The sequence below is a fragment of the Hymenobacter terricola genome (assembly GCF_017921975.2).
Taxonomy (GTDB): Bacteria; Bacteroidota; Bacteroidia; order Cytophagales; family Hymenobacteraceae; genus Hymenobacter; species Hymenobacter terricola.
Genome location: NZ_JAGEMO020000001.1, coordinates 386,403 through 398,889 on the forward strand (window position 1 = coordinate 386,403; position 12,487 = coordinate 398,889).

Here is a 12,487-nt window from a genome sequence, read left to right on the forward strand (position 1 = left end):
ATCGTCTTAGTGCCATCCGGCAACGTTGGGAGCCTACACCGGCTTCCGCTCCAGCACCTCGTCAATCAGGCCGTAGGCTTGTGCTTCGTCAGCCCGCATCCAGTAGTCGCGGTCCGAGTCGTCGTGGATTTGCTGGTAGGTTTTGCCGGTGCGCTCGGCGTAGATGCCGTAGAGCTCCTGGCGCAGCTTCACCACCTCGCGGGCCGTGATTTCGATGTCGGCCGACGGGCCCTGCACCCCGCCGCTGGGTTGGTGAATCATGACGCGGGCGTGGGGCAGGGCCGAGCGTTTGCCCAGGGCGCCGCCGCACAGCAGAAAGGCTCCCATGCTGGCCGCCAGCCCGGTGCAGATAGTGGCCACGTCGGGCTGCACGTATTGCATGGTGTCGTACATCCCAAAGCCGGCATACACCGAGCCGCCCGGCGAGTTGATGTAGAGCAGGATGTCTTTGCGGGCATCGGCCGACTCCAGAAACAGCAGCTGGGCGTTGATGATGTTGGCAATGTTGTCGTCGACGGCCTGGCCCAGGAAGATGATGCGGTCCATAATGAGCCGCGAAAACACGTCGATTTCCCGGAAATTCTGTGGCCTTTCTTCAATGACGGAGCGGGTCATGTTATTGATGTACGGCCGGGCCTGGCCTTCGACATGGCTTATATACTGGTCGACGCCCAGGCCGTTGAGGCCCCGGCCGTGCACGGCGAATTTTCGGAATTCGGTTTGGTTGAGCATGGGGAAAATAGGGGTGGAAAAGGGCATGACGGGCCGGCCGTGCTCGAAAAGCATGGAGCGGAAAGCCCGTGATGCGGGGTGAAAAAAGTCGTTAGGGCGTCGCTACCCCGGCCAGAGGCGGCGTAGCCAGGCAAACCGTCCCTCGTACAGCCGCGCGTGAATCAGCCGCAGCTCGTGCCGCAGCTGCTGGCGGCCGGCCAGGCGCAGGCCGTGGTAGAGCCGCTGCTGCGCCAGGGTATCAGCAGCCAGCTCGCCGTCCAGCAGCTGGCGCAGGCGCCAGCTGCTGGACGGGAGGGCGGCGGGGCCCTGGAGCAGCTGTTGCTCAATCAGGTGCAGGCGTTCTAGTTCGGGGCGCATGGCTTAGTAGTCAACGGTTTCGGATGAGAACACGGCCCGTACCGACTCCCGCAGGCGCTCCAGGCACTTGAATTTCTGCACCGTGGCCGAGCGCACGGAGCGGTAGCCGTGGGCTTCGGCAATCTGCGTCAGTGGCTGCTGGAAGTAGTAGAAGGCCAGCAGAATGCTCCGGCATTTCTCGCCCAGCCGGGCCACGTAGTCCAGCACCGCGAAAGCTGGTTCCGCAGCAGCCGAGTCTTCGGCCAGCTCGTTCAGGTCATCGGGCAAAGCCTCGTGCGGCAGGCGGGCGCGGCGGCGTTGCTCGTGGTGCCACAGGTTGCGGGCGATGCCCACCAGGTAGGTGCTGGCCGAAGAAGTGAGCACCAGCTTCTCACCCACGGCCTGCTCATAGAAAACGACGAGGGCATCGTGGAACACGTCCTGCGCATCCGGGGCCGTGCCGCCGTGGCGGCAAATGTGCCGCCGCACCGCCGGAAACGCGCGGCGATACAGCCGGGTGAGCGCCTGCTCGCGGTCGGCGAGCAGGGCTTGGCGGAGGGCGTCCGAAGGAAGAACGGACGCGGCTGGGTGCGAAGGAGTCATCGGAGCAGGCATGTACCAATTAATCCATTTTCGGCGGAAGTATCACCTTCACCGAGTGAAAAAAAGCCGCCCATGCCTCACAAGAAGCATGGGCGGCTACGTGTCGCGGTTTATGGCGCAGATTACTTAAAATCGAGCGGCACCACCAGCCGCACGCTCACGTTGCGCCCTTGGTTGAACACGCCCGTGCGGCCGTTCGCCACGTTGTAATCGGCGTATTTCAGGCGGCTCAGGTGGCTCTGGTAGCCCACGTCGAACAGGTTATTCGCGGTCAAATACAGCGAAAAGAGGGTTTTGCCCTGGGCATTGGCCAAATCAGTGCCGATGCCGGCGTTAATCAGCGTGTAGCCCGGCGTGGCCGTCTCCGTATCGAAGGCCGAGAAGTAGCGGTTTTGGGCGAAGGTGTGCTCCAGCTGCACGCGGGCGTAGGGATTGGCGATGCGCTTGCCCTGGCGGCGGAAGTTGGCCCGCAGCTCCGACTGCAGCCGGTCGCCGGGGATGAAGGGCAGGTAGCGCTGGGCCTGGTCCACGTTCAGCTGCTCGGCGCGCACCATCGAAAACGAGTTTTCGAAGTGCAGCCAGTCGAGCGGGTGGGGGTGCAGGTCGAGGCTGACCTCGCCGCCCACCAGGCGGGCTTTGCCCTGCTCATACTTATAGGCCCCCGTGCCGTCGCGCAAGGAGTCGGCCCCGCTGGCCGTGAGCAGGCGGCGCGTAAAGATGTAGTTATCAATGCTGTTCTCAAAGGCATCGGCGCTGAAACGGACGTGGTCCGTGACGTAGCTCACGCCGGCGTCGACCTGCAGGCTGGTTTCGGCCGCCAGGTTTTCGTTGCCGATTTCGTAGCGGATGGTGCCCTCGTGCTTGCCATTCGAGCCCAGCTCGGCGATGTTGGGGGCCCGGAATCCCCGCGAGAGGTTGCCCTTCACGGTCAGCTTCTCGTTCAGATTATACGCCGCCCCCAGGCTGCCGCTGTAGTTGCGGAAGGTGCTCACGAAGCCCGGAAACTTGGTTTCGGCCGTGGGGTCGGCGCTGGGCCGCTCGTTGCCGTCGAGCAGCAGCTGGTCGGCCGAAATCCGGCGAATATCATAACGCAGCCCGCCGCTGATGTCAAGCGCGCCAATCGTCTTTTTGCCCACCGCAAACACGCCGCCTTCGCTCACGCGGTAGGCCGGAATCAGGAATTCCTGGCCCAGGTTGCGGTTTTGCTGGTGCAGGCCGCTGGTGCCCACGGTCAGGTTCCAGCCGTTTTTCTCGGCCAGAAAGTAGCGCAGCGAATAGTCCACGGTGCGCAGCTGGAAGTAGAGCGAGGTTTCGGCGGGGTCGGCCACGTTGCCGTACTCGCGCCGCAGGTTCTGCTGGTAGCTCACCTGCAAGCCGATGCGGGCCCCGTCCGAGCCCAGAATAAAACTGTTATCGGTGCCGATGCGCAGGTGGTTGATTTGCTGCTGGGGCACGGCCAGGCCGTAGCCGCGCAGGTCGCCGTCGGTCACGGGCACGGATAGGGTGGAGTCGCCGCTGGGCACGTCCTTCACGAAGCGGCCGGTTTTGGGGTCGCGGGTGCCCTCCGTCAGCCCCAGGCGCTGGTTGAACGTGCTGAACGTGAGGTGCGAATAGCCCCAGCTTTTGTTCAGGCCCACGTAGCCGTTGGCGTCCCATTCATTAAAGCCCGAGTTGTACACCCGGCCGTCGTAGCGGTTCTGGTAGTCGCCGGCCACCTTGCGGGTGCCCCGGGCCAGCCAGTTGAAGCCGTTGAGGTTGCCCGCGTTCTGGAAGGAATAGCCCTGCTGGTGGTTGTTGGTCTGGTAGCTGGCCGTGGCCAGGCCCGTGATGTGGCCTTCGGCAATGGGGTCGGGGGCCAGGAAATTGATGACGCCGGCCATGGCATCGGAGCCGTACAGCAGCGAGCCCGGGCCCTTGATAATCTCGGCCCGGTCCACGCTAAACTCGTCAATTTCAATGCCATGCTCGTCGCCCCACTGCTGGCCTTCCTGCTTGGCGCCGTTATTCAGGGTGATGACGCGGTTGTAGCCCAGCCCGCGCACCACGGGCTTGCTGATGGCCGCGCCGGTCGTAATCTGGGCCACGCCGGGCGTGTGCGCAATAGCGTCCACGATGTTGGAGGCCGAGGTCTGGTTGAGCCGCGTGTGGTCGATAACCGAGGTGGGGATGGGCGAGCGGCGTAGCTGCGTGGCCTGCGACACGCCCGTGACCACCACCTGCCCGATTTCGGTGGCGGCCACGGTCAGCTTGATGTCCAGCGGCTGGCCGTTGCCGGTGTCCACGGTCTGCGTCATGGTGTTGTAGCCCAGCGAGCGCACCTGCACCGTGAAGCGCCCGCGTGGCAGGTTGCCGAAGCTAAAGCTGCCGTCGGGCCCGGTGGCCGTGCCCTGTTTCAGGTCGTCGAACAGAACGGTGGAGCCGGGCAGGGCCTCGCCAGTGGCGGCATCGGTCACGCGGCCGGTGAGGGGCGGGGCAGTAGTCCGCGCGCGCGGGGCTGCCGGCGGAGCCGATTGGGCAAAAAGCGTGACCGGCATTGTCGCCAAGGCCACGAGTAAGTGAATGCGCGAGAAAGTTGACAGCATAAAAAAGAAGCCAAAACAGCCCGGCCCGCCGGCCGGCGTACAAGCACAGCCGCGGGTGAGGCGGAGAATTATTATGAAAAAGGAGAATGCGCCGGGGTTAGGCGCGGCGCGGTGGGCCGCGCAGGCGGCGCGCAAAAAGCAGCTCGCCGGCCACCGTCCGTACGGGCGGCAGCGGCACTGCGGCGGCGTAGTGCGGCGCCACACGGGGCAGGGGCAACACCACCGGCAGGGCGGCCTGGTAGGCCGCGTTGTAGAATTGTTCTACCTCGCAGTGCTGGTGCCTGGCGCTGAGCAAGGCCTTGCCCGTGCGCTGGAAGGCCGGCGTGTGGGCCGGCTCCACGGTGGTGTGGGCGTGGGGGTGCAAGGCCAGAATCCACGCCTCGGGCAGCAGCGTCCGCACGAGGCAGAGCAGCAGGAGCAGGGCTAAATGGGCGCGAAGAGCTTGCACAATACAAAGATGGCGGGAAAGAATTAAAGCTGCGCGGAGAATAAATTTTACTTTTCGCGCGTTCAACAACCTAAGGGCAGACGGTTTTCGTACCGAGTCCAGTACCTTCGTCCCGTGCGGCCCATTCCGCTATTTGTTGTGATAATTACCAGCATTTCCGATTTTTCCTTACAGTATGATGAGCCGCTGGGCCTATTGCGCGTGGAGTGGGCTTCCGGGGATGACATGCGCACCTTCCGCACGAGTGCTACGGAGCTGCTACAGCTGAGCCAGCAGCTGGGGGTGCGCCACCTGCTGCTCAACATGAACACCTTGCCCGATATTTCGGTGTACGACCAGGTGTGGCTGAGCACCGATTGGATGGCGGCCGTGGTAAACTCGCCGCTGGAGCGAGTAGTGCTCGTCAACCACCGCCGCCGGGTGCACAACCAGCTGGCCATTGAGTCGCTCATTGCCCAGGCTCGGCGTAGCATTCGGTTTGATATTCAGTATTTTCCGCAGCCAGGCCCGGGCCTGCACTGGCTCAGCGACTATTCGGACCGTCTGCCCGCGCTACTGGCCGAGTGGGCCGCCCTGCACGGCCCCGCCATTCCGCCCGCATCGGCCCCGGCCACACCCCGCCCGCTCTACCGGCCGCACGACTCGTAGCCCCCGGCTCACCCCCGTGGCTGTCAATCTGACAGCGAATTAGCCCTTGGAACGTCCTTTGAAAGCTACGCGACCCGTGGCCTGCGGCCCTGTGCCCGGCCATTCCGTCTGACTTTCAACCTTTCCCGATACCTCATTATCATGCAAGAAACCGGCTCCATTTCCATCCACACCGAGAACATCTTCCCGATTATCAAGAAGTTCTTGTATTCCGACCACGAGATTTTCCTGCGGGAACTGGTCAGTAATGCCGTCGATGCCACCCAGAAGCTGAAGAGCCTGGCCCAGCTGGGCGAGTTCAAGGGCGAGCTGGGCGAGCTGAAAGTGCGCGTGACCGTGGACAAAGAGGCCCGCAAAATCACGATTTCCGACCACGGCCTGGGCATGACCGGCGAGGAAATCAAGAAGTACATCAACCAGATTGCCTTCTCCGGCGCCACCGAGTTTGTGGAGAAGTACAAGGAGAAAGATTCGGCCACCAAGGACCAGATTATCGGGCAGTTCGGCCTGGGTTTCTACTCGGCCTTCATGGTGTCGGATAACGTCGAAATTTTCTCGCAAAGCTTCAAGGAAGACACCGAAGCCGCCCATTGGATTTGCGACGGCAGCACGTCCTTCACCCTCGAAAGCACCGAGAAGGCCGAGCGCGGCACCGACGTGGTGCTGCACGTAGCCGAGGATTCGGACGAGTTTCTGGAGGAGGCCCGGCTGCGCGGCATCCTCACCAAGTACTGCAAGTTCCTGCCCATTCCGATTGAGTTCGAAGGCCAGCTCATCAACGACACGACCCCGATTTGGACCAAGCAGCCGAGCGAGCTGACCGACGAGGACTACAAGAAATTCTACCAGGAGCTGTATCCGATGAGCATGGATGAGCCCCTGTTCTGGATTCACCTGAACGTGGATTATCCGTTTAATCTCACTGGCATTCTGTACTTCCCGAAAGTGAAGGACGAGCTGCAATTCTCGCGCAACAAGATTCAGCTCTATTCGCGCCAGGTGTTCATCACCGACGAGGTGAAGGACGTGGTGCCCGAATTCCTGATGCTGCTGCACGGCGTAATTGACTCGCCCGATATCCCGCTGAACGTGTCGCGCAGCTTCCTGCAGGCCGACGCGGCGGTGCGCAAAATCAACACCTACATCACTCGCAAAGTCGCCGATAAGCTCAACGACCTGTTCAAAAAAGACCGGGCCGGCTATGAGGAGAAATGGGGAGACATTGGCATGTTTGTGAAGTACGGCATGCTCTCGGACGAGAAGTTTTACGAGCGCGCCAAGGACTTCGTACTGCTGAAGAATGTGGACGGTAAATTGTTTACCATCAACGAGTACACCGAGCATATTCAGGCCAGCCAGCAGGATAAGGACGGCAATACCGTGGTGCTCTACACCAATGATGCCGAGCATCAGCACAGCTTCGTGGCCGCCGCCCAGGAGCGGGGCTACGACGTGCTCAACTTCGACCAGGTGCTCGACCCGCACTTCGTGGGCCAGCTGGAGCAGAAGCTGGAGAAAACCAGCTTCAAGCGCGTGGATGCGGATACCGTGAGCAAGCTCATTGAGAAGGACACTACCACCGAAAGCGTGCTCACCGAGGACGACCAGACCAAGCTGGCCGACGTGTTCAAAACGGCCATTGCCAACGACACCATGCACGTAAAAGTGGCCGCGCTGAGCCCGCAGGACGCGCCGGTGGTCATCACCCAAAACGAGTTTATGCGCCGCATGAAGGACATGCAGCGCACCGGTGGCGGGGGCGGCATGCAGATGTTCGGCGCCTTCCCCGATTCCTACGACGTGACCGTGAATGCCAACCACCCGCTCATCCAGAAGGTGTTGGCCGACGGCGGCGACAAGCTGGCCAAGCAGGCCTTCGACCTCGCGCTGCTGGCCCAGGGCATGCTGAAAGGCGAGGCCCTCACGGCCTTCGTGAAGCGCAGCACTGAACTGCTGTAAGGCATCACTGAAGTGATGCAAAAGTCCCGTCGCCTGCCTGGTGACGGGGCTTTTTTGTAGCTTGCCGGCATGAAAGTATTCCTGGCTATTCTGCTCTTCGCCTGCCTGCTGGCGGTGCCGGCCGCGGCCCAATTGATGAAAAAAGCTGCTTCCACTGCGCCCACCGCCGAGGTGCAAACTGCTAATGGCCGGCTGGCTGGAACGGCATTAGCCGGCGGCATTCGCGTGTTCAAAGGCGTTGCGTTTGCGGCGCCGCCGGTGGGCGAGCGCCGCTGGCAGGCCCCGCAGCCGGTGCAGCCGTGGAAAGACGTGCGGCCGGCCACGCAGTTTGGCCCCCGCGCCATGCAGCTGCCCTTGTTTGGCGACATGAATTTCCGGTCCAACGGCGTGAGTGAGGACTGCCTGTACCTCAACGTGTGGACGCCCGCGAAAACGGCCCAGGAGCGGCGGCCGGTGCTGGTGTATTTCTACGGCGGCGGCTTCGTGGCCGGCGACGGCTCGGAGCCGCGCTACGATGGCGAAAGCATGGCCCGCCAAGGCATTGTGGCCGTCACGGTCAATTACCGGCTGGGCGTATTCGGCTTCCTGGCGCACCCCGAGCTGACCAAGGAATCGCCGAACCACGCGTCGGGCAACTACGGGTTGCTCGACCAGGCGGCGGCGCTGCGCTGGGTGCAGCAAAATATCGCCGCTTTTGGGGGCGACCCCAAACACGTCACGATTGGCGGCGAGTCGGCCGGGTCGTTTTCGGTGAGTGCCCAAATGGCTTCGCCGCTGGCTAAGAATCTGGTAGTGGCGGCCATTGGCGAAAGCGGTTCCTTGCTGGGCCTGCAGCCGCTGCCCACACTGGCCGAGGCGGAGCAGACCGGGGCGGCTTTCGCTACGGCTATGGGGGCCAACTCGCTGGCGGCTTTGCGGGCGCTGCCGGCCCAGCTGCTGCTGGAGGCCACGGGCAAGCCCGGCACGCCGCGCTTTTCCGCGGTGGTGGATGGCTACTTTCTGCCCCGCCAGCCCAGTGAGATTTACGCGGCGGGCCAGCAGGCGAAAGTGCCGCTGCTGGTGGGCTGGAACTCGCAGGAAATGAGTGCGCCGTTCCTGCTGGGCCCGGCCCCGCCCACGGCTGAGAACTTCCGCGCCGCCGTGCAAAAGCTCTACGGCGACCGCACGACTGAGATGCTGCGGCTTTATCCCGCCACGAATGAGGCCGAAGCCGAGCAGTCGGCCACGGACCTGGCCAGCGACCGGTTCATCGCCTACAGCACCTGGAAATGGGCCGATGTGCAGGCCCAGACCGGCGGCCAGCCCGTGTACCGCTACCTCTACGCCCGCCCCCGCCCGGCCATGACGCCCGCAATGGGCAATGCCACCAGCGGCCTGGCCGGCGGCGTGGTAAAGGGTAATGCCACCGCTCCGCCCGCCCCGCCCGCGCGCGGCGCCGTGCATTCGGCCGAGATAGAATACGCGCTGGGTAACCTGGCCAGCAATAAAGTATTCGCCTGGACACCTGATGATTATCAAGTGTCGAAAACCATGCAGAGCTACTTCGCCAACTTCATCAAAACCGGCAACCCCAACGGCGCGGGCCTGCCTACCTGGCCGGCCGCCAGCGTCGGTACCGCGGGCCAGGTGCTGCACCTCGACGTGAAAACCCGCGTAGAGCCGGACCAGACCCGCGCCCGTTACCTCTTTCTGGAGCAGAAGTAGCAAACAGCCCCTCATGCCGAGCGCAGCCGAGGCATGAGGGGTTTTGTAGTTGGCTATTTGCGTGCGAATTCGTTCTTATTCGCCGCTTGCGCCTGCACAAACCGCTGAAATTCCTTCGCCGTCAGCACCGTAACGCCCTCGGTGCCCACCATCCACAGACGTTGCTGCTGGTCGACTTCCAGTAAAACGGGGATGCCTGCGCTAGGTAGTTTGGGCAGCGGTAATAACAGGCGTTTTGGCTCAATCTTGTCGGTAGCGGGGGTGAAACTGGCAAAGCTGGCCGGCTCGTTGGGCAATAGCAGGAGGCCGTTGGTAGTGGCGAAGAGGCGGCCCGCGCCGGGTAGGTAGGCCACGCTGGATAGCTCGTTGCCGGGACGGCCCAGGAATTTCACGGTGGGCAGTTCCGCCTCGGCTTCGGCACGCCGGCCGCCGCCTTCAAACACGCAGATGGCGTCCGACATCACCACCCAGAGGTTGCCGGCGTTGTCGGGGAGCAGCTTTTCCACGATGTTGTCGGGGATTTCGTGGTTGGCCACGCCTTCCTCGTTGTAGCGCGTCCAGTCGCCGTGCTGCTTGTGGTTCAGGCCAATGCTGGTGGCAATCCAGACAGAGCTATCGGCCGTGGCCACCCCGCCGTTGATGGCGGGCGTTTTCAATTCCTGGGTGAAAGCATCGTTGGTCCAGCGAAACACGCCGGAGCCGTTGGCGCCCACCCACACCGCGCCCCGCGCATCGCGGAACAGCGCCGTGATATTGGCCGCCGCGTCGGTGCCGGGCAAGGCCACAGGGCGCGGCCGGAAGGTGGCCGTGTTCAGCCGCAGCACGCCCGCGTGGGTGCCCAGCCAGAGGGCGGTATCGGCCAGGGTGGCGCACTGAATTGCGCTGACAGACTGCGTTTTGCGCACAAATTCCCCGCCTTCGAGCCGGAACACGCTGTGCTCCGTGACGAGGTAGGTCGTCTTGCCGGCGTGCAGCAGGGCTACCGGTTTTTCGTGGCCGGCCACCGCGTAGTGGGGCCGGGGCGTGGCCAGCGCCGCGCCACCGAAGCTTACCAGCAGCAATAGGCTCAGCAGCGCCGGGCGGAGACGATTGAATAGCGGTATTTTACGAGAATAATGCATGGGATTGCGGCACTGTAATGGGCGCTGCAAAGGTATAAAATGCTCATAAACTACTGTTTATGTAATCGTTATCAAATATGGTAAATAGGGTTTAATTAATAATGAAGGATTGATGAGAGCGTAATCGCCGCCTCATATCATTTGCCCAATTTTGCGGCCGCATACTAATCACCTCACGTTTTTTACAGGGTTTTATGAAAGCGAAAATTTTACTCGCCGGCGGGCTGCTACTGTCCGCCCTGGCGGCCCGGCAGGAAGCCCGGGCCCAGGCTTCGGGGGCTAATAACAACGTCATCATCTACATCGGCGACGGTTTCGGGCTGGCTCCCAAAACGGCCGCGCGCATGGCCATGGGCCAGGGCACCACGGGCAAGCGCTTCCCCTCCGATGCCGGCTTTCAGGTGCTGAACCTGGATAAGCTGAAATACAACGCCACCGTCACCACCCACTCGCTGAACTCCTGGATTACGGATTCGGCCCCCGGCGCGTCGGTGTATGCCTGCGGCAAGCCCGGCAAGCAGGACAACGAAGTCATCGCCCTGAACCCCGGCACGGGCGCGGCCATCGAAACCATTCTCGAAGCCGCCAAGAAGCAGGGCTATGCCGTGGGCCTGGTGAGCACGGCCCGCATCACGCACGCCACGCCGGCCGCTTTCGCCAGCCACATCTGGTTCCGCGACCTGGAGGATTACATTTCGGCCCAGTACATTGCCTCGACGGAGACGCAGTACGAAGCCATTTTCAACAGCAGCCCCACGGCCTCGTACCGCTACACAGCGGCCCGCGACTGGGTGCTGCCCGCCCCCAAAGTAGGCGTAGAACTGGACGTATTGCTCGGCGGCGGGGCCCGGCATTTCATGCCCCGCACCCGCACGGCGGCCAGCACCTACGAAACCATTGTGGACCGCAACGGTGCGGCTATCATCGACCCCGCTACCGGCGTGGCCGCCACCCTCAAGGGTAACCGCGCCGATGACGTGGACCTGGTGAGCTACGCCGTGACCCAGCGCAACTACGGCTACGTGAACAGCCGCGACGCCCTCAACAACATCAACCTCAGCCAGTACGGCCCCGGCGGCAAGAAGCTGCTGGGCCTGTTCAACGCCTCGCACGTCAACTACGAGCAGGACCGCCAGACCAGCGCCGCCTGGGAGCCCTCGCTGGCCGAGATGACCCACATGGCCATCGAAGTCCTTAAAGCCAAGAGCAACGGCAAGGGCTTCTTCCTGATGGTGGAAGCCGGCCGCATCGACCACCTGGAGCACGCCAATACCGGCGGCATCTCGGTGGTGGCCAACCCCGCCGGCGGCAACCAGTACACCGTCGATGCCGACAAGCCGACCTATGCCCCCGGCGGCGGCGAGGCCAACTACATCGCCACGCCCACCACGGTGCGCACCGCCAACGTGTACGCTTCGGACTACATGATTAAGGAGGTGATGGCCTTCGACTACGCCGTGGCCGAGGGCCGTGCGCTGCTCGCCACGCCCACTACCACCGGCAAAACCCTGATTTTTAGCACTTCCGACCACGAGTGCGGCGGCTTCGCCGTGACGGGCCTGCACGACGAGGCCGACGCCCAGCAGAACGGCACCAAAATCCGGACGTATTCGGGCCAGATTGGCAAGTCGGTAGCGGCCGAGGCGGGCTATGCCACCCCCACCAACCTCGTGCGCGGCGATGGCGGCGCGGGCGGCTGGTTCCCTGATTACGTGATGAATACCTTCCAGGGTAAGGACTACCCGCAGCCGGCTTCGGCCACGGGCAAGCGCATCGTGGTGGCTTATGGCTCGAACCCGCTCACCAACGGCAACGGCACCCGCGCCAGCACCGGCGTGGGCACCAACCAGGGCGCCACGCCCGGCAACCACACGCCCCAGGACATCTGGGTCGGGGCCGAAGACAACACCAACCTGCCCACCGACGCGGCGGCCATCACCGGTCAGGGCCTGCTCGACAACACGTCCATCACGCCCATCATGGCCCGCTTCCTGGGCCTGACGAACTTCTTCACCACCATCACCCTGCGCACCCTGCCCGGCAAGCCCGATAACGCTACGGGCTTGCAGCTCAGCCCCGTGCCGTTCAGCACCCGGTTCGACGTGGCCTTCACGCTGCCCGCGCCCGGTGCCGTCACGGTCGAGCTGTTCGACGAAATGGGCCGCCGCGTGCAAAGCGTGGTCACCAACCAGACCTTCAGCACCGGCGCCCACTCCGTCGCCGTCGATGGTACCCGCCTGAGCGCCGGTCTCTACATCGCCGCTGTCACGGTGAACGGGCAGATTGTGAGCAAGCGCACGATTAAGCTGTAGCGGACTTTCAGTCCGCGAATGAACCGCCAGCTACCAAGAACG

General features: G+C 63.2%; 10 protein-coding genes. 4 read left to right on the forward strand and 6 right to left on the reverse strand.

What is annotated here, in order from left to right:
* Positions 1-33 precede the first annotated feature (33 nt).
* The 5 genes from J4G38_RS01440 to J4G38_RS01460 form a co-directional block, all read right to left on the reverse strand.
* Positions 34-732 (reverse strand): ClpP family protease, encoded by a 699-nt coding sequence (locus J4G38_RS01440; protein ID WP_210514478.1) that lies wholly within the window; start codon positions 730-732, stop codon positions 34-36.
* Between the two features lie 102 nt (positions 733-834).
* A complete protein-coding gene (locus J4G38_RS01445; protein ID WP_210514480.1) occupies positions 835-1,089 on the reverse strand; it encodes a hypothetical protein in 255 nt (84 codons plus the stop codon).
* 3 nt (positions 1,090-1,092) lie between these two features.
* Complete coding sequence (locus J4G38_RS01450; RefSeq protein WP_210514482.1) at positions 1,093-1,671, reverse strand: RNA polymerase sigma factor; 579 nt, start codon at positions 1,669-1,671, stop codon at positions 1,093-1,095.
* Between the two features lie 122 nt (positions 1,672-1,793).
* The gene (locus J4G38_RS01455; RefSeq protein WP_226163055.1) at positions 1,794-4,253 is read right to left on the reverse strand and encodes a TonB-dependent receptor; all 2,460 of its coding nucleotides are present in this window, start codon (positions 4,251-4,253) and stop codon (positions 1,794-1,796) included.
* 97 nt (positions 4,254-4,350) lie between these two features.
* On the reverse strand, positions 4,351-4,701 hold the full coding sequence (locus tag J4G38_RS01460; protein WP_210514484.1) for a hypothetical protein: 351 nt from the start codon (positions 4,699-4,701) through the stop codon (positions 4,351-4,353).
* Positions 4,702-4,839: 138 nt separating this feature from the next.
* On the opposite strand from J4G38_RS01460, the gene J4G38_RS01465 reads away from it, so the two are divergent.
* From J4G38_RS01465 to J4G38_RS01475, 3 genes are all read left to right on the forward strand, one after another.
* Positions 4,840-5,349 (forward strand): hypothetical protein, encoded by a 510-nt coding sequence (locus tag J4G38_RS01465; protein WP_210514485.1) that lies wholly within the window; start codon positions 4,840-4,842, stop codon positions 5,347-5,349.
* Positions 5,350-5,490: 141 nt separating this feature from the next.
* A complete protein-coding gene (htpG, locus tag J4G38_RS01470; protein WP_210514487.1) occupies positions 5,491-7,308 on the forward strand; it encodes a molecular chaperone HtpG in 1,818 nt (605 codons plus the stop codon).
* Between the two features lie 69 nt (positions 7,309-7,377).
* Positions 7,378-9,012: a carboxylesterase/lipase family protein gene (locus J4G38_RS01475; protein ID WP_210514489.1), complete on the forward strand. Its 1,635-nt coding sequence runs from the start codon at positions 7,378-7,380 to the stop codon at positions 9,010-9,012.
* Between the two features lie 53 nt (positions 9,013-9,065).
* On the opposite strand, the gene J4G38_RS01480 is transcribed toward J4G38_RS01475, so the two are convergent.
* Positions 9,066-10,133 carry a hypothetical protein gene (locus tag J4G38_RS01480; RefSeq protein WP_210514491.1) on the reverse strand — a complete coding sequence of 356 codons (1,068 nt, stop codon included), beginning with the start codon at positions 10,131-10,133 and terminating at the stop codon, positions 9,066-9,068.
* Positions 10,134-10,327: 194 nt separating this feature from the next.
* Between J4G38_RS01480 and J4G38_RS28845 the strand changes: the two genes are divergently transcribed.
* Positions 10,328-12,445, forward strand: coding sequence for an alkaline phosphatase (locus J4G38_RS28845; protein ID WP_210514493.1), 2,118 nt, complete (start codon positions 10,328-10,330; stop codon positions 12,443-12,445).
* Positions 12,446-12,487: the final 42 nt, after the last annotated feature.

Bases quoted from the DNA above. Each gene is read 5' to 3' on its own strand.
- J4G38_RS01440 (WP_210514478.1), bottom strand. From the start codon at position 732: ATGCTCAACCAAACCGAATTCCGAAAATTCGCCGTGCACGGCCGGGGC.
- htpG (WP_210514487.1), top strand. From the start codon at position 5,491: ATGCAAGAAACCGGCTCCATTTCCATCCACACCGAGAACATCTTCCCG.
- J4G38_RS01445 (WP_210514480.1), bottom strand. From the start codon at position 1,089: ATGCGCCCCGAACTAGAACGCCTGCACCTGATTGAGCAACAGCTGCTC.
- J4G38_RS01450 (WP_210514482.1), bottom strand. From the start codon at position 1,671: ATGACTCCTTCGCACCCAGCCGCGTCCGTTCTTCCTTCGGACGCCCTC.
- J4G38_RS28845 (WP_210514493.1), top strand. From the start codon at position 10,328: ATGAAAGCGAAAATTTTACTCGCCGGCGGGCTGCTACTGTCCGCCCTG.
- J4G38_RS01480 (WP_210514491.1), bottom strand. From the start codon at position 10,133: ATGCATTATTCTCGTAAAATACCGCTATTCAATCGTCTCCGCCCGGCG.
- J4G38_RS01455 (WP_226163055.1), bottom strand. From the start codon at position 4,253: ATGCTGTCAACTTTCTCGCGCATTCACTTACTCGTGGCCTTGGCGACA.
- J4G38_RS01475 (WP_210514489.1), top strand. From the start codon at position 7,378: ATGAAAGTATTCCTGGCTATTCTGCTCTTCGCCTGCCTGCTGGCGGTG.